16 protein-coding genes are annotated in these 15,224 nt (G+C 61.5%); 4 read left to right on the top strand and 12 right to left on the bottom strand.

What is annotated here, in order from left to right; translation table 11 throughout:
* Positions 1–11 precede the first annotated feature (11 nt).
* The 4 genes from rpsD to ACLKMW_RS03115 all read right to left on the bottom strand — a co-directional run bounded on the left by rpsD (position 12) and on the right by ACLKMW_RS03115 (position 2,762).
* On the bottom strand, positions 12–629 hold the full coding sequence (gene rpsD, locus ACLKMW_RS03130; protein ID WP_415722919.1) for a 30S ribosomal protein S4: 618 nt from the start codon (positions 627–629) through the stop codon (positions 12–14).
* A gap of 235 nt (positions 630–864) precedes the next feature.
* Entirely contained in the window at positions 865–1,047 is a 183-nt protein-coding gene (locus tag ACLKMW_RS03125) for a DUF3008 family protein (protein WP_415722918.1), read from the bottom strand.
* A gap of 67 nt (positions 1,048–1,114) precedes the next feature.
* Positions 1,115–1,903: a glutamate racemase gene (gene murI, locus ACLKMW_RS03120; protein WP_415722917.1), complete on the bottom strand. Its 789-nt coding sequence runs from the start codon at positions 1,901–1,903 to the stop codon at positions 1,115–1,117.
* Positions 1,896–2,762, bottom strand: coding sequence for an RNA methyltransferase (locus tag ACLKMW_RS03115; protein WP_415723180.1), 867 nt, complete (start codon positions 2,760–2,762; stop codon positions 1,896–1,898). The genes murI and ACLKMW_RS03115 overlap by 8 nt, the downstream gene beginning before the upstream one ends.
* A gap of 282 nt (positions 2,763–3,044) precedes the next feature.
* Between ACLKMW_RS03115 and ACLKMW_RS03110 the strand changes: the two genes are divergently transcribed.
* Both ACLKMW_RS03110 and ACLKMW_RS03105 read left to right on the top strand, forming a co-directional pair.
* Positions 3,045–4,256, top strand: coding sequence for an NADP-dependent isocitrate dehydrogenase (locus ACLKMW_RS03110; RefSeq protein WP_415722916.1), 1,212 nt, complete (start codon positions 3,045–3,047; stop codon positions 4,254–4,256).
* A gap of 48 nt (positions 4,257–4,304) precedes the next feature.
* Positions 4,305–4,961: a glutathione S-transferase family protein gene (locus ACLKMW_RS03105; RefSeq protein WP_415722915.1), complete on the top strand. Its 657-nt coding sequence runs from the start codon at positions 4,305–4,307 to the stop codon at positions 4,959–4,961.
* Positions 4,962–5,101: 140 nt separating this feature from the next.
* On the opposite strand, the gene alaS is transcribed toward ACLKMW_RS03105, so the two are convergent.
* Together alaS and recA are read right to left on the bottom strand one after the other, a co-directional pair.
* A complete protein-coding gene (gene alaS, locus ACLKMW_RS03100; RefSeq protein WP_415722914.1) occupies positions 5,102–7,765 on the bottom strand; it encodes an alanine--tRNA ligase in 2,664 nt (887 codons plus the stop codon).
* Positions 7,766–7,946: 181 nt separating this feature from the next.
* Positions 7,947–9,032, bottom strand: a complete 1,086-nt coding sequence (recA, locus tag ACLKMW_RS03095) for a recombinase RecA (RefSeq protein WP_415722913.1) — start codon at positions 9,030–9,032, stop codon at positions 7,947–7,949.
* 264 nt (positions 9,033–9,296) lie between these two features.
* On the opposite strand from recA, the gene ACLKMW_RS03090 reads away from it, so the two are divergent.
* Both ACLKMW_RS03090 and ACLKMW_RS03085 read left to right on the top strand, forming a co-directional pair.
* Complete coding sequence (locus ACLKMW_RS03090; protein ID WP_415722912.1) at positions 9,297–10,259, top strand: carbohydrate kinase family protein; 963 nt, start codon at positions 9,297–9,299, stop codon at positions 10,257–10,259.
* Positions 10,256–11,215: a pseudouridine-5'-phosphate glycosidase gene (locus ACLKMW_RS03085; protein ID WP_415722911.1), complete on the top strand. Its 960-nt coding sequence runs from the start codon at positions 10,256–10,258 to the stop codon at positions 11,213–11,215. Before ACLKMW_RS03090 ends, ACLKMW_RS03085 begins: the two co-directional genes overlap by 4 nt.
* A 55-nt stretch (positions 11,216–11,270) precedes the next feature.
* Here ACLKMW_RS03085 and ACLKMW_RS03080 read toward each other — a convergent pair whose 3' ends face one another.
* The 6 genes from ACLKMW_RS03080 to sufD form a co-directional block, all read right to left on the bottom strand.
* Complete coding sequence (locus ACLKMW_RS03080) at positions 11,271–11,594, bottom strand: TfoX/Sxy family protein (protein WP_415722910.1); 324 nt, start codon at positions 11,592–11,594, stop codon at positions 11,271–11,273.
* A 4-nt stretch (positions 11,595–11,598) separates the two neighbouring features.
* Positions 11,599–11,985, bottom strand: a complete 387-nt coding sequence (gene sufA / locus ACLKMW_RS03075) for a Fe-S cluster assembly scaffold SufA (protein ID WP_415722909.1) — start codon at positions 11,983–11,985, stop codon at positions 11,599–11,601.
* Between the two features lie 118 nt (positions 11,986–12,103).
* Complete coding sequence (locus ACLKMW_RS03070) at positions 12,104–12,322, bottom strand: hypothetical protein (protein ID WP_415722908.1); 219 nt, start codon at positions 12,320–12,322, stop codon at positions 12,104–12,106.
* On the bottom strand, positions 12,313–12,696 hold the full coding sequence (locus ACLKMW_RS03065) for an SUF system Fe-S cluster assembly protein (protein ID WP_415722907.1): 384 nt from the start codon (positions 12,694–12,696) through the stop codon (positions 12,313–12,315). The genes ACLKMW_RS03070 and ACLKMW_RS03065 overlap by 10 nt, the downstream gene beginning before the upstream one ends.
* Before the next feature lie 5 nt (positions 12,697–12,701).
* Entirely contained in the window at positions 12,702–13,946 is a 1,245-nt protein-coding gene (locus tag ACLKMW_RS03060; RefSeq protein ID WP_415722906.1) for a cysteine desulfurase, read from the bottom strand.
* Positions 13,947–13,949: 3 nt separating this feature from the next.
* The gene (sufD, locus tag ACLKMW_RS03055; protein ID WP_415722905.1) at positions 13,950–15,218 is read right to left on the bottom strand and encodes a Fe-S cluster assembly protein SufD; all 1,269 of its coding nucleotides are present in this window, start codon (positions 15,216–15,218) and stop codon (positions 13,950–13,952) included.
* Between the last annotated feature and the right edge of the window lie 6 nt (positions 15,219–15,224).

The following is a 15,224-nucleotide window of genomic DNA, read 5'->3' as shown; positions in this document are numbered from 1 at the left end:
AATCGGTCCAATCAGCGCGAATAATATTCGACGACCAGATTCGGCTCCATCTGCACGGCAAACGGAACGTCCGAGAGGCTCGGCACGCGCGCATAGGTGGCGACCATCTTGTTGTGGTCGACCTCGATGTAGTCGGGCACGTCACGCTCGGCGAGCTGCACGGCTTCCAGAACGATCGTGAGCTGCTTCGACTTTTCGCGCACTTCGATCACGTCGCCAGCCTTGCAGCGATAGGAACCGATGTTGACGCGGCGGCCGTTCACATTGACATGGCCGTGATTGACGAACTGACGGGCGGCAAAGATCGTCGGAACAAACTTCGCGCGGTAGACGATAGCGTCGAGACGCGACTCGAGCAGACCGATCAGGTGCTCCGGCGTATCGCCCTTGCGGCGGTTGGCTTCCTCATAAGCCTTGCGGAACTGCTTTTCGGAGATGTCGCCATAGTGGCCCTTGAGCTTCTGCTTGGCGCGCAGCTGCAAACCATAGTCCGAAAGCTTGCCCTTGCGGCGCTGGCCATGCTGGCCGGGACCGTATTCGCGCTTGTTGACCGGGGACTTCGGGCGACCCCAGATGTTCTCGCCAAGGCGGCGGTCGATCTTGTATTTCGCGGATTCGCGTTTGCTCATCGCATTCCCTTTCAAAACAATGCATCCGGAACTTCATGTTCCGGATGAAGGAAACGCGCCCTCCTCTGGCCGCCGTTTTAGAGGCCTGACAGGATTTTCCGCGCACGCTTGCGGAAATACCCACGGGACACGTCAAATAGAACACCGGACCTCGCGGCCCGGTGCTGGTGTGGGGTGCGTAGAGAAAATCGGCCTGAAAGTCAACAAGCGCGTTCAGCGCTCGACACCATAAGGCTCAGGATTTCTTGTCGGGCAAGCCCTTGCGCTTGGTTTCGGCCATTTCTTCCAGTTCCTTCTCGCTCATGGATTCGTACATTCCCTTGGACGCACCTTTGAGCTCGCTTTTCTTGGTGTCGCCGCGCTTGGCCGAAAGGGCGGCGCCAGCAGCCTTTTGCTGGGCTTTGGATTTTGCGGGCATGACTTCATCTCCCTATCTGAGTTTGGGAGATAACCGGACAGGATGCGACGGGTTCCAGTTTCCGTCCTCAACTCACCGAAAGGCCAAACCCATGCATCAGCCGGCGTGTCTGGAAATCCGGATTGCCTGAGGTGAAAATCGCTGTATCCAGGCCGTGGTGCGGTTCGGTTACCGGTTTTGACTTCAAAAGCGACACGGCACGACGAGCGATGGCTTCTGCCGGATCCAGCCAATCGACCGGCCATGGCGCCAAGCGGCGGAAAACATTGGCAAGAAAGGGATAGTGCGTGCAGGCAAGCACCACGATGTCAGTGCGCTTGCCCGCTTCCTCGACGAAACAAGGCGCTGTCTCCGCCCGGAGCGCCACGTCGTCTATGGCTTCGCCACGAATGTGCGCCTCGGCCATGCGCGCTAGGTTCTGGCTGCCGACGAGCCGCACGTGGCATTGCGCGGCAAATGACTGGATGAGACCGCGCGTATATTCACGCTTCACCGTTCCGGGCGTTGCCAGGACCGAAACCAATCCGGAGCGCGTACGCTCTGCCGCCGGCTTTATCGCCGGTACGGTGCCGACGAACGGCGTATCGGGATAGGCGGCGCGCAATTCCGTCAGAACCAGCGTTGAGGCGGTATTACAGGCGATCACCGCTATATCGGGCCGATGCTCAGCGATCAAACGGCCGAAAAGCGCCACGATGCGCTGCTTCAGCGCCTCTTCCTCCCAATCGCCATAAGGAAAACCGGCATCGTCGGCGACATAGACGAAGCGGCGGTCCGGCATGCGCACACGGGCTTCGCGAAGAACCGTAAGGCCGCCGATGCCCGAATCGAACACCAGAACCGGCCGCTCAGCCATTGCCGGCGCCGCCGATATCGGGATCGTCATCGTTAGCCATATGCGTCGCGCGATCCGCCTGCGCCTTTCGTTGTGGATAGGCGGAGCCGCGCGGCTCCTTCGGCGAAAAGTAATCGAGGGACGACAGAACCCCGCGCAGCAGCTTGATTTCCTTCAGCGTGAAACCGGGCCGCGTCAGCACCGCGCGCACATTGTCGAGCATCTTCGGCTTCTTCGCGGCAGGTCGAAAATAACCGCGGGCATCGAGTGCGGTTTCAAGATGATCAAGAAACCCATGCAGATGCTCCTTGGCCGCCGGCGTTATTTCCGGGCCCGAAAAGGCGGTATCGGTCTCCGATTCCAACCCCGACTTCATCCACTCATACGACATCAAGAGCACGGCCTGGGCGATGTTCAGCGAAGCGAAAGCCGGATTGACCGGAAAAGTGACGATCTCGTCGGCGAGGCTGATCTCTTCGTTCGAAAGGCCGAAGCGCTCACGTCCGAACATGATGCCGGTGCGCTGGCCGGCGATGAACCGCGACCGCAACTGCCTGCCGGCCTCGACCGGCCCTCGCACCGGCTTGAATCCGTCGCGCGGGCGGGCGGTGGTGGCAACCACGAAATTGAGATCGGCGAGCGCCGACGACAGGTCGTCGAACACCACCGTCGCGTCGATGACGTGATCGGCCTTGCTGGCGGCCGCCCGTGCCTTGTCGCTCGGCCAGCCGTCGCGGGGGGTGACCAGACGCAGTTCGGACAGGCCGAAATTCGCCATGGCACGCGCCACCATGCCGATGTTCTCGCCAAGCTGCGGCTCGACCAGAACGATCGCCGGCCCCTCGGCAATCATGGGCTTGTCGCGATCCGTTCCTGCCATATTCCCAACCGATGCCGGTGTTGCGAGCCAGGCCTCGCCGGCTCTCGCACGAATGTCAGATGTCATTTGCACAGTTTGCCGTCAAACGGAACCGGCGACGGTTCCATCGCGGATCAATGCGCGGACGGCCCAAGGATATAGCGGCATCCAGACCATCGAAACCATCATGCGCGCGCCGCTTCGTAGCGTTTGCGCACGTCGGGGCGCTTTGCTATAGGGGCTTCACTCCCTTCGCGAAGCTTGCGGAACAGCTCGGTTCCTCTCCAGAATGAGGCGTTTTCCATGACCAAGATCAAGGTTGCCAACCCCGTCGTAGAACTCGACGGCGATGAGATGACTCGCATCATCTGGCAATTCATCAAGGACAAGCTGATCCATCCTTATCTCGACATCGACCTGAAATATTTCGATCTCGGCGTCGAGCATCGCGATGCCACCGACGATCAGGTCACCGTCGACGCGGCAAACGCCATCAAGAAATACGGCGTCGGTGTCAAATGCGCGACGATCACGCCCGACGAGGCGCGCGTCGAGGAATTCGGCCTCAAGAATATGTGGAAGTCGCCCAACGGCACCATCCGCAACATATTGGGCGGCACGATTTTCCGCGAGCCGATCATCATGAAGAACGTGCCGCGTCTGGTGCCGGGCTGGACCAAGCCGATCATTGTCGGCCGCCACGCCTTCGGCGACCAGTACAAGGCCACCGATTTCAAATATCCCGGCAAGGGCAAGCTCTCGATCAAATTCGTCGGCGAGGACGGGCAGACGATCGAGCACGAAGTGTTCGATGCACCGGGCGCCGGCGTGGCGCTGGCCATGTACAATCTCGATGAATCGATCCGGGAATTCGCCCGTGCCTCGCTGAATTACGGCCTGCTGCGCGGCTATCCGGTTTACCTGTCGACCAAAAACACCATCCTGAAGGCCTATGACGGGCGCTTCAAGGATCTGTTCCAGGAGGTCTACGAAAAGGAATTCGAACAGGAGTTCAAGGCCCGGAAGCTCTGGTACGAGCACCGGCTGATCGACGACATGGTCGCCTCCAGCCTGAAATGGTCGGGCGGCTACGTCTGGGCCTGCAAGAACTATGACGGCGACGTGCAGTCCGATACGGTGGCGCAGGGCTTCGGTTCGCTCGGCCTCATGACCTCGGTGTTGATGACGCCGGACGGCAAGACCGTCGAGGCAGAGGCCGCGCACGGCACGGTGACCCGCCACTATCGCCAGCACCAGAAAGGCGAGGAAACCTCGACGAACTCGATCGCCTCTATCTTTGCCTGGACACGCGGCCTTGCCCATCGGGCCAAGCTCGACGGCAACACCGAACTGGACCGGTTCGCCAACACTCTGGAGCATGTCTGCATCCAGACCGTCGAGTCCGGCCACATGACCAAGGACCTTTCGCTGCTGATCGGCCCCGATCAGCCCTGGCTCTCCACGACCGGCTTCCTCGACAAGATCGACGAGAACCTGCAAAAGGCCATGGGCTGAAGCATCGCCGGCGGTCTTGACGGGACTTTCGGGGGTGAAAACGCCAAGATGATCACGGCCGCCGCCGCTAGCCTGCCGCGCCTCTTCGGTGCGGACTATAGCGTCTACGTTCGTATTGTGCGGCTTGCCCTTGCCGAAAAGGGCATCGCCTATGAGCTCGTTCCGGTGGATGTTTTTGCGCCGGCGGGCCTGCCGGCCTGGTATCTGGAGCGGCATCCGTTCGGCCGCATTCCAGCGTTCGAGCATAGCGACATCCGCCTGTTCGAGACCGCCGCGATAACGCGCTATATCGATGAAGCCTATAGTGGTCCGGCGCTCCAGCCAGCCGCACCGCTCCAGCGCGCCCTGATGAACCAGATCATCGGCATCCTCGACGCCTATGCCTATCGGACGATGGTCTGGGATATCTATGTCGAGCGGGTTTCCAAGCCGAAGGAGGGAGGAACGTCGGATGAAGAGACCATCCGCGCCGCCATCCCCATCGCCAAGATCTGCCTCGACGTGCTTTCGGACCTGAAATTGGAAGGCGCGTGGCTGCTCGGCGACCAGCTGACGCTTTGCGATTTGCACGCCGCGCCGATCTTTGCCTATTTCGTCCAGGCTTCGGAAGGCCGCCGGATGCTGAGCGACCATCCGGCACTTTCAGCATGGTGGGAGAACGTTTCGGCTCTGCCGAGCTTCATTGCGACCGCGCCCACTTCGTGACATGGCGCCTGTTCCGCTACGATCGGAGTGGGCCTTGTTCATTTGTTCAAGCGTGATCCCGAACGACCGGCTCCGCTTTTGCGATCATACCTGAGAGTTCGAGCGCCGCGCGCGCGCATGCACGAACGGCGCTTCCGAACTCATGCGGCCTGCATTGCCGCCTTCACTGCCGCAATGGCGTTGTCCGCCTTGGAAGCATCGGGACCGCCGGCCTGCGCCATATCCGGACGACCACCGCCGCCCTGCCCGCCAAGTGCGGCGGAGGCAACACGCACCAGATCCACCGCGCTGAAACGGCTCGTCAGGTCATCCGTGACGGCGACGACGACGCTCGCCTTGCCATCCGCCGCACCGACGAACACAACGACGCCTGAACCCAGCGACTTCTTGCCCTCGTCGGCCAGCGGCTTGAGATCGCGTGGCGACACGCCGGAAACCGAGCGGCCGAGAAAGCCGACACCGGCCACCGTTTCACCATCACTGCCGGCGCCGGCGTCAGAGCCGCCGCCGAGCGCAAGCTTCTTACGCGCATCGCTCAATTCTTTTTCGAGCTTGCGCCGCTCTTCCAGCACCGCCTCCATGCGCTGAAGCGCATCGGCGGGCGACACCTTGAGCGCAGCCGCGATCGCCTTGAGGCGACGATCCTGCTCATCAAGATGGCGGCGCGCCGCTTCGCCGGTCAGCGCCTCGATGCGCCGCACGCCCGAGGCGACGGCACCTTCCGAGACCAGCCGCACCAGGCCGATATCGCCGGTGGCGCTTACATGAGTTCCACCGCAGAGCTCTACCGAATATGGCTTGCCTGCCTTCTCTCCATGCAGCCCGGTTCCCATGGAAACCACCCGCACCTCGTCGCCATATTTTTCGCCGAACAACGCCATCGCGCCTTCGGCGATGGCATCGTCGACGCTCATGAGCCGCGTCGTTACCGGACTGTTCTGCACCACGATCTCGTTGGCCATCGCCTCGACGCGCTCGAGCTCCGCGGCCGAGATCGGCTTCGGGTGCGAGAAGTCGAAGCGCAGGCGCTCAGGCGCCACCAGCGAACCCTTCTGTGCGACATGGGTGCCGAGCACCTCACGCAGCGCTTCATGTACCAGATGGGTTGCGGAATGGTTGGAGCGCAGCCGCGTGCGCCGCGCATGATCAACCTGCATGGCAACCGGCACGCCGGTGGTCACACGGCCCTTCGCCACCCGGCCGGAATGAACGAAAAGCCCGTCGCCCTTCTTCTGGGTGTCGGTGATCTCAAGCGAAAACCCGTCGCCGGATATCGTTCCGGTATCACCCATCTGGCCACCGGATTCGCCATAGAACGGCGTCTGGTTCACCACCACCTGAACTTCGTCACCTGCCTCGGCAGCCTCGACGCTGACGCCGCCCTTCACCAGGGCTTGCACGATACCTTCGGCCTCTTCGGTATCGTAGCCCAGGAATTCGGTCGCCCCGGTCTTCTCCTTGACCGCGAACCATACGGCCTCGGTGGCGGCCTCGCCGGACCCTGCCCAACTGGCGCGGGCCTCGGCCTTCTGACGTTCCATGGCCGTGTTGAAGCCATCGAGATCGACCGAAATGCCCCGCTGGCGCAGCGCATCCTGTGTCAGATCAAGCGGGAACCCGTAGGTATCATAGAGTTTGAACGCAGTTTCGCCATCCAGCCGATCGCCGCTGCCCAGGGTCTCGGTTGCGTCCGACAAAAGGGTGAGGCCGCGTGCCAGGGTCTTGCGGAACCGGGTTTCCTCAAGCTTCAACGTCTCGGTGATGAGTGGCTGGCCGCGCACGAGCTCTGGATAGGCCTGCCCCATTTCGCGAACCAACGCCGGCACCAGACGCCACATCAACGGCTCCGATGCGCCGAGGAGTTGTGCGTGGCGCATGGCGCGGCGCATGATGCGGCGCAGCACATAGCCACGACCTTCATTCGAGGGCAGCACCCCATCGGCGATCAGGAAACTGGTGGCGCGCAAATGATCGGCGATAACCCGGTGGCTGGCTCGGCTCTTGCCCTCGGCCTTGACGCCGGTCGCCTCCTCCGACGCACGAATGAGCGCCTTGAACAGGTCGATATCGTAATTGTCATGCACGCCCTGCATGACAGCGGCGATCCGCTCCAGCCCCATACCGGTATCGATGGAAGGACGCGGCAGCGTGACGCGCTCCTCCTTCGTCAACTGCTCGAACTGCATGAAGACGAGGTTCCATATTTCGATGAAACGATCGCCATCCTCGTCAGGGCTTCCGGGAGGTCCGCCCGGAATTTCCTCTCCATGATCGTAGAAAATCTCCGAGCACGGGCCGCATGGGCCAGTGTCACCCATTGCCCAGAAATTATCACTGGTGGCGATGCGGATGATCTTGTGCTCGGGCAGGCCGGCAATCTTGCTCCAGAAACCCGCCGCTTCATCGTCGGTATGGTAGACGGTAACCAGCAGGCGATCGCGCTCGAGCCCGAATTCCTTGGTGATCAGGTTCCAGGCAAGCTCGATGGCGCGCTCCTTGAAATAGTCACCGAAGGAGAAATTGCCGAGCATCTCGAAAAAGGTGTGATGGCGGGCGGTGTAGCCGACATTGTCGAGATCGTTGTGCTTGCCGCCGGCGCGCACGCATTTCTGCGACGTTACCGCGCGCGAATAGGCGCGGCTCTCAAGCCCGGTGAAGACATTCTTGAACTGCACCATGCCGGCGTTGACGAACATGAGCGTCGGGTCGTTACGGGGCACGAGCGGGCTTGAAGCCACGGCTTCATGTCCGTTTTTCCGGAAATAGTCGAGAAATGTCGACCGGATTTCGTTTACGCCACTCATGTCATTGCCTTTGCGAGAACTCCGCCGGTGCCAAAGGCGGGAAAATGGACAGAGCCTTTTAGCCGCCGCCCCCCGCACTGTCCAGAATTGCGGAAACAAACCCGACGAGGAAGCCTTGCCAAAACAAAGCCGCCGACACAGAGGCCGGCGGCTTTGAAAATCCGGCTCAGGCAGGGCCCGTTCACATTTCGCCGGCTTCAGCCTCGAAACCGCCGTCGGGCTCGCCCTCGAGGAATTTCTCGGCAATCAGCCCGGCATTCTGCCGCAAGGTGAGCTCGATCTCGCGGGCGGTGTCGGGATTGTCGCGCAAGAACAGCTTGGCATTCTCCCGGCCCTGGCCGAGGCGCTGTGAATTGTAGGAGAACCAGGCGCCTGCCTTCTCAATCACGCCGGCCTTGACGCCGAGATCGACAAGCTCGCCGGTCTTGGAAACGCCTTCGCCATACATGATATCGAATTCCACCTGCTTGAAAGGCGGCGCAAGCTTGTTCTTCACCACCTTCACGCGGGTCTGGTTGCCGACCACCTCGTCGCGATCCTTGACCGAACCGATGCGGCGGATGTCGAGGCGAACCGAGGCATAGAACTTGAGCGCATTGCCGCCAGTCGTGGTTTCGGGCGAGCCGAACATCACGCCGATCTTCATACGAATCTGGTTGATGAAGATGACCATCGTGTTGGAGCGCGAGATGGAAGCGGTCAGCTTGCGCAACGCCTGGCTCATGAGGCGTGCCTGGAGACCAGGCAGCGAGTCGCCCATCTCGCCTTCGATTTCGGCACGCGGCGTCAGCGCCGCCACCGAATCGACGACCAGAACGTCAACGGCTCCCGAGCGCACCAGCGTGTCGCAGATTTCCAAGGCCTGTTCGCCGGTGTCGGGCTGGGAAATCAGAAGGTTCTCAAGGTCGACGCCAAGCTTTCGCGCATAGACCGGGTCAAGCGCGTGTTCGGCGTCAACGAACGCACAGATACCACCCTTTTTCTGCGATTCGGCCACCGTATGCAGCGCAAGCGTCGTCTTGCCGGAGCTTTCCGGGCCATAGATTTCGATGATGCGGCCGCGCGGCAACCCGCCGACGCCGAGCGCGATGTCGAGTCCAAGCGAGCCGGTCGATACGGTCTCGATCTCGACGATCTTCTCGTTCGCTCCCAGGCGCATGATCGAGCCCTTGCCGAAAGCGCGTTCGATCTGCGACAGCGCGGCATCCAAAGCCTTAGATTTGTCCACCGATTTGTCCTCTACGAGCCGTAACGAATTCTGAGCCATGATACATTACCCCTTGGACGTCAATGAGGACCCGCCGGTCCGATTTATCATTCCATGTGTACCCTTTTTGTTCTCTTTTCGCAATAGGAGCTATGTATTTGATAATAAATCACATCTGTGATTTGTTCTATTTTTATACTCATCCGGCGCGAAGCGATGGCAGGATGGCCGGTCGGACCTTCCCATGGCATCGCCTAAGCGATTCGACGTTGAACGCGCTTCATGATCCATCCGCCTGCGGCGGATTACGATGAGATTGAACCCATGAACTCTCCTCGAATACTCGCCGTCGGCGGGGCGCATATCGACCGGCGCGGCCGGATAACGGACGCCTATGTGCCGGGTGCGTCAAATCCGGGAGTGATGCGCGAGGATGTGGGCGGCGGCGTCTTCAACGCACTGCGCAATGCGGTCCGGCGCGGCGCGGTGGGCTCGCTGATGTCGATTCGAGGCGGAGACGCGGCCGGGGAAACAGTTTCGCGGGCTATCGCAGCGGAAGGCATTGCCGATCTTTCGGTCGTCTTTCTCGACCGAGTGACGCCGAGCTATACGGCAATCATCGATCGTGATGGCGAAGTGATCCTAGGCTTCGCCGACATGGCGCTTTACGACCTTGCTTTTACCAAGCAGATGCGCCGCTCGAAAATGCGCGAGGCGATCGAGCGCGCCGATGCGCTGCTGTGCGATGCCAACCTGCCCGCCTCCGCCCTGCGGCTACTTGCTGAGATTGCGGCTGGCAAACCATCGTTCGCGATAGCGATTTCTCCGGCCAAGGTCTCCCGCTTGGCCGATGGACTGAGTGGCCTTTCCTGCCTGTTCATGAACCAGCGCGAGGCAGCAGCCCTTTCTCACATGAGCGAGTATGCGCCCGCCGCCGCGACGGTGCGTGCCCTGCAAAGCCAGGGATTGGTCAGTGGCGTGATAACCTCCGGCAGCGGGCCGGTTACAGGATTTGACGGCGATGGGCTGTTTTCGATTATCCCGCCGCCGGCATCAGCGGTGCTCGACGCGACGGGCGCCGGCGATGCACTTGCGGGTGCGACTGTCGCGGCGATTGCACGCGGCATGAATTTACGCGAAGCGCTTCGCGAGGGTGTTGCGGCGGCCACGCTTGCCGTTCAGAGCCGCGCATCCGTGCCCGTCTTTTCGGCGCAGACATTTGCCGCTACGCTGGCGCTGGTGCCGCAGGCGGTGGAACTCGGCACGAAAATCGGAGAAACACCATGACACCGGAAGCCGCCCGTTCCTTCACGGACGTCAATCCGCCGGTGGCCGAAGCGCTCGCCTCAGGCAGGCCGGTGGTGGCGCTCGAAAGCACGATCATCACCCATGGCATGCCATACCCGCAAAACAGCGCCATGGCCGCCAATGTCGAGCAGATCGTCCGGGATGAAGGCGCGGTTCCGGCCACCATCGCGGTGATCGGCGGTCGGTTGAAAATCGGCCTCTCAGGCGAGGAGCGTGAGGCCCTCGCCAATTCCACCGGAGCCATGAAACTGTCGCGCGCAGATCTGGCCTTTGCGGTCACCCAAGGCCGCACCGGCGGTACGACTGTCGCGGCAACGATGATCGCGGCACATCTGGCCGGCATCGAGGTATTCGCCACGGGCGGCATCGGCGGCGTCCACAAGGGTGCGGAAGCCAGCTTCGACATCTCGGCCGATCTCGATGAACTCGCGCACACGCCGCTGATTGTCGTTTCAGCGGGGGCCAAGGCCATTCTGGACATCGAGAAGACGCTGGAAGTGCTGGAGACGCGCGGCGTGCCCGTCGTGGCGTTCCGGGCCGACGTGATGCCGGCGTTCTGGTCGCGAAATTCGAATATTTCGGCGCCATTGCGCCTCGACACGGCCAAGGACATCGCGGCTTTCTTCCACACCCGCCGCGCGCTCGGCATCGCCGGCGGCATGCTGGTGGCCAATCCGGTTCCGCAAGACGCCGAGATCGATGCAGCCAGAATGGCGAACTACATCGCCGACGCGCAGGACGCCGCCAGATTGCGGCACATCACCGGCAAGGCGGTGACGCCTTTCCTGCTGGCCAGGATCTTCGAACTGACGAACGGCGAAAGCCTCAAGACGAATATCGCGCTCGTCGAAAACAATGCGCGGCTTGCGGCCGCAATCGCGCGCGAACTGATCCATGAGCCCGCGACAACAAGCCGGCGCCTCAAGAAGCAGTAGTTTTCGAAAATCACCGCAGACCGTGGTTGCCTCGGCCGATGAACCGCGCCAGGCCCTATTTGGCCGACCGCAGCGCGGCCGCGTAGGCCTTGCGCGCCCAGATCGCCATCTCGTCGGGATCGTCGATGGCGCTGTCGGGAATGCTCCAGTATGGCATGGCGACGTTCTTGCCGTGCTTGGAGCCGGTATAAGACCATTGCCTGCAACCAGCAGCTTCGAATTCCGGTGCGGCTTGCGCGTCGGCCTTCAGCATCAGTTCGCCACGCAGTTCGATCGCGATGATCAGACCGTCGTGGTAGATGCCCTTGCCGCCGAACAGCTTGCGAATGCTGACCGGGCCGAGGCCAGCGAAAAGATCGCGAATGGCCTCGTTGTCCATGGCTTCAGACGGCGCCGGCAGCCCGCGCCTGCGCCAGAGCCTTCAGATCGGCGGGATTGAGCTCCACCGATTCGCCGCAGCCGCAGGCCGAGCTCTGGTTCGGATTGGTGAAGGTGAAGCCGGTGCGCAACTGGGTCGTTTCGAAGTCCATGACTGTTCCGAACAGGAACAAGGCCGCTTCCGGCGCGACATAGACATGAGCGCCATCCCGTTCGATATGGTCGTCCTTCGGATCCGGCTCGGTCACCAGATCGACCGTATATTCCATGCCGGCGCAACCGCCCTTTTTGATGCCAAGGCGGATGCCATGGGCCTTCTCGCGCGTGGCCACGATCTCGTTGACCCGCGCGGCGGCCCGATCAGTCATGCTGATGACTGCAAAACGTCCCATATCCTGCTCCACTCTGCGCAGGTTAAAGGCCTGCGGAATGATTCTGTCCTAAGATGGTGAATATTTGGCGGGCGCGCAAGTCGGGCTGTTATCGATGCGAACCGAACATTCCGAAAGCTCATTTTCCATTGCCGGACGCCCGCAGAGCGAGCCCTATGGCGATCGCAATCGCAATGCCAATTCCGATTCCCATCGTGATGTTGTCCGAAGCCAGACCTATTGCCACGCCGATTGCGACACCAATGCCGATACCGGCTGCACCACTCATCCTCATGGATATTCCATGTAGGAGGAAACCACCCTCTGACAACAGCGCAGCGTCGGTTGTCAGTACCATCCGACTGCGATCTGCGCCTCTTCCGACATGCGGTCGGGCGTCCAAGGGGGATCAAAGGTCATGTCGACCTCGACATTGGAGACGCCTTCCACCGCACCGATCGCGTTCTGTACCCAGCCAGGCATCTCGCCCGCGACGGGGCAGCCGGGCGCGGTCAGCGTCATGAGGATTTTAACCGAACGGTCGTCCTCTATGTCGATCTTGTAGACCAGACCGAGTTCGTAGATGTCGGCCGGTATCTCCGGATCATAGACTGTCTTCAGCGCCGAAATGACATCGTCGGTCAGTCGCGCCAGTTCATCCGCCGGAATGGCGGAGGCTGACGGCGCGTCCTGCTGCGGGTCGGCTTCGTTGGTCGCGACAGTGTCATCCATGAAGCTCACCCAAAGAACTTCCGTGCCTTTTCAAGAGCTTCGGCCAGAATGTCGACTTCGGCTCTCGTATTGTACATGCCGAACGAGGCCCGGCAGGTCGAAGTCACGCCGAAGCGCTTCAGCAGCGGCTGAGCGCAATGGGTGCCGGCACGCACCGCCACACCCGCTCGGTCGATGACCATCGAAACGTCATGGGCGTGGATACCCTGCAGTTCAAACGAAACGATCGCGCCCTTGTCCGGCGCCTCGCCGAAAATGCGCAGCGAATTGATGGCGCGCAGGCGTTCATGCGCGTAGTCCTTCAGTTCGGCCTCATGCGCGGCGATCGCGGCGCGACCGACCTTTTCCATATAGTTCAGCGAAACTCCAAGGCCGATCGCCTGCACGATCGGCGGCGTTCCAGCCTCGAAGCGATGCGGCGGATCGTTGTAGGTGACGTTGTCTTCGGTCACCTCGAAGATCATCTCCCCGCCGCCCTGGAACGGGCGCATCCGCTCCAGGAACTCGCGTTTGCCATAGAGCACGCCGATGCCGCTCGGCCCATAGACCTTATGGCCGGTGAAGACATAGAAATCGCAGTCGAGGTCCCGAACGTCGACCGGCAGGTGCACGGCCGCCTGACTGCCGTCAACCAGCACCGGAATGCCCCGCTCGTGGGCTATCCGAACGATTTCCTTGATGGGCGTCACCGTACCCAGCGCATTCGACATATGCGTGATGGCGACCAGCTTTGTCCGGTCGGTCAGGCGCTTCTCGAATTCCTCGATATGGAAGGCACCCTGGTCATCCACCGGCACCCAGACAAGTTTCGCGCCCTGGCGCTCGCGGATGAAATGCCACGGCACGATATTCGAGTGATGCTCCATGATCGAAAGGACGATCTCGTCGCCCTCGCCGATATTCGGCATGCCGAAACCATAGGCGACCGTGTTGATCGCCTCGGTCGTGGATTTGGTGAAAACGATCTCTTCGACGCTTCCGGCATTCAGGAACCGCCGCACCGTTTCTCGAGCCTTTTCATAGGCTTCGGTGGCGGCGTTCGACAGAAAATGCAGGCCGCGATGGACGTTGGCATATTCGCTGGCATAGGCATGTTCGACCGCGTCGAGCATGACTTGCGGCTTCTGCGCCGACGCACCATTGTCAAGATAGACAAGCGGCTTGCCATAGACCTCACGTGAAAGGATCGGAAAATCGCGGCGAATGGCCTCGACGTCATAAAAATCCGCGATTTTCTCCGGTGCGTTCATGCCTCACCCGTGCGTCTGGAACCATTCGGCAAGACGCTCTTCAAGAGCGTCGACCACCGGCTCGTCTTCCAGTTCCTCGATCACTTCGGCAACGAAGGCCCGAACCAGCAGGCCGCGCGCCGTCTTCTCGTCGACGCCCCGCGCCATAAGGTAAAAGAGATGGTTGCGGTTGATCTCGGTAACGGTTGCACCGTGGCCGCACTGCACGTCGTCGGCAAAGATTTCGAGCTCCGGCTTGGCGGCAAACTCACCGTCGTCCGACAAAAGCAGCGTGTTGCACGCCATCTTCGCGTCGGTCTTCTGGGCATATTGAGCGACATTGATGCGGCCCTGGAACACGCCGCGCGCCTTGCCGGTCACCACGTTGCGGATGACCTCGGTCGAGGTCGTGTGCGGAACCGAATGGTCGAGCACCATGGTCACGTCGGTGTGCGTATCACCGGCCAGCAGGTTGATGCCGCGCAGCGTGAAGTCGGCACCCTCGCCCGCTGCGTCAACGACAACTTCCTGCCGGACCAGCTTGCCGCCCGCGTTCATGATGAACAGCGTCAGCTTTGCGTTCTTGCCCAGCTTGGCCTTGAACTGCGCAAGATGCGTTGCGACGTCGGGCTGCTCCTGAACGATCAGCCAGCGGACTTCGGCGTCATCGCCGATCAGGAGTTGGCTGACCGAGCTGGTGAGCGCGGAGCCGGTTCCGGTCTGGCGCTCGACGATCGTCGCCTTGGCGCCATCGCCGACCCGAACCGGAAAACGCACATGCGTCTGTCCGCCCGCCTGCACGTTCTGAAGTTCGATCGGGGCTCCAAGCTCCGCGCCGGCTGCGATGTCGACGAAATAGCCATCGGCAACGAACGCCGCATTCAGCGCGCCGATCGCATCGTCCTTGCCGTACAGGTCGAGCGCGGCAGCAAAACTGCCGTCGGTCAGCTTCTCGGCCAACGCCTGGACGCTCACGCCCTCGACGGGCGCGATTTTCTGGCTTGCCGTCCCGTTCAGAACCGAAAACACGGTCGAGCCGTCAAGCACCGGCGCGAGCGGCTTGGCGTCGGCGGCCTCATCATGGGCGGGAACAGCAGTCAAGAGCCGGCGCAGATCGGTATAGTGCCAGGATTCAACGCGCTTGGTCGGAAATCCCGCCTTAAGCGCCTCGATTGCGTCGTCGCGCTTTACGGTGACCGCGCCGTCGCCCGGCAGTAGCGAAATCCGCTCTCCGAAAGCGTCGAGCAGCGCCGTCTCGGCAGCGGTCCGCTGAGGTGTCGCATGCATGTTCATCGCCTC

Source organism: Borborobacter xinjiangensis (assembly GCF_047739745.1).
Taxonomy (GTDB): Bacteria; Pseudomonadota; Alphaproteobacteria; order Rhizobiales; family Rhizobiaceae; genus Pseudaminobacter.
This window is presented reverse-complemented; position numbering and strand designations above follow the sequence as displayed.

Coding starts and splice junctions, on each gene's coding strand:
- rpsD (WP_415722919.1), bottom strand. CDS start 629: ATGAGCAAACGCGAATCCGCGAAATACAAGATCGACCGCCGCCTTGGC.
- ACLKMW_RS03125 (WP_415722918.1), bottom strand. CDS start 1,047: ATGCCCGCAAAATCCAAAGCCCAGCAAAAGGCTGCTGGCGCCGCCCTT.
- murI (WP_415722917.1), bottom strand. CDS start 1,903: ATGGCTGAGCGGCCGGTTCTGGTGTTCGATTCGGGCATCGGCGGCCTT.
- ACLKMW_RS03115 (WP_415723180.1), bottom strand. CDS start 2,762: ATGGCAGGAACGGATCGCGACAAGCCCATGATTGCCGAGGGGCCGGCG.
- ACLKMW_RS03110 (WP_415722916.1), top strand. CDS start 3,045: ATGACCAAGATCAAGGTTGCCAACCCCGTCGTAGAACTCGACGGCGAT.
- ACLKMW_RS03105 (WP_415722915.1), top strand. CDS start 4,305: ATGATCACGGCCGCCGCCGCTAGCCTGCCGCGCCTCTTCGGTGCGGAC.
- alaS (WP_415722914.1), bottom strand. CDS start 7,765: ATGAGTGGCGTAAACGAAATCCGGTCGACATTTCTCGACTATTTCCGG.
- recA (WP_415722913.1), bottom strand. CDS start 9,032: ATGGCTCAGAATTCGTTACGGCTCGTAGAGGACAAATCGGTGGACAAA.
- ACLKMW_RS03090 (WP_415722912.1), top strand. CDS start 9,297: ATGAACTCTCCTCGAATACTCGCCGTCGGCGGGGCGCATATCGACCGG.
- ACLKMW_RS03085 (WP_415722911.1), top strand. CDS start 10,256: ATGACACCGGAAGCCGCCCGTTCCTTCACGGACGTCAATCCGCCGGTG.
- ACLKMW_RS03080 (WP_415722910.1), bottom strand. CDS start 11,594: ATGGACAACGAGGCCATTCGCGATCTTTTCGCTGGCCTCGGCCCGGTC.
- sufA (WP_415722909.1), bottom strand. CDS start 11,985: ATGGGACGTTTTGCAGTCATCAGCATGACTGATCGGGCCGCCGCGCGG.
- ACLKMW_RS03070 (WP_415722908.1), bottom strand. CDS start 12,322: ATGGTACTGACAACCGACGCTGCGCTGTTGTCAGAGGGTGGTTTCCTC.
- ACLKMW_RS03065 (WP_415722907.1), bottom strand. CDS start 12,696: ATGGATGACACTGTCGCGACCAACGAAGCCGACCCGCAGCAGGACGCG.
- ACLKMW_RS03060 (WP_415722906.1), bottom strand. CDS start 13,946: ATGAACGCACCGGAGAAAATCGCGGATTTTTATGACGTCGAGGCCATT.
- sufD (WP_415722905.1), bottom strand. CDS start 15,218: ATGAACATGCATGCGACACCTCAGCGGACCGCTGCCGAGACGGCGCTG.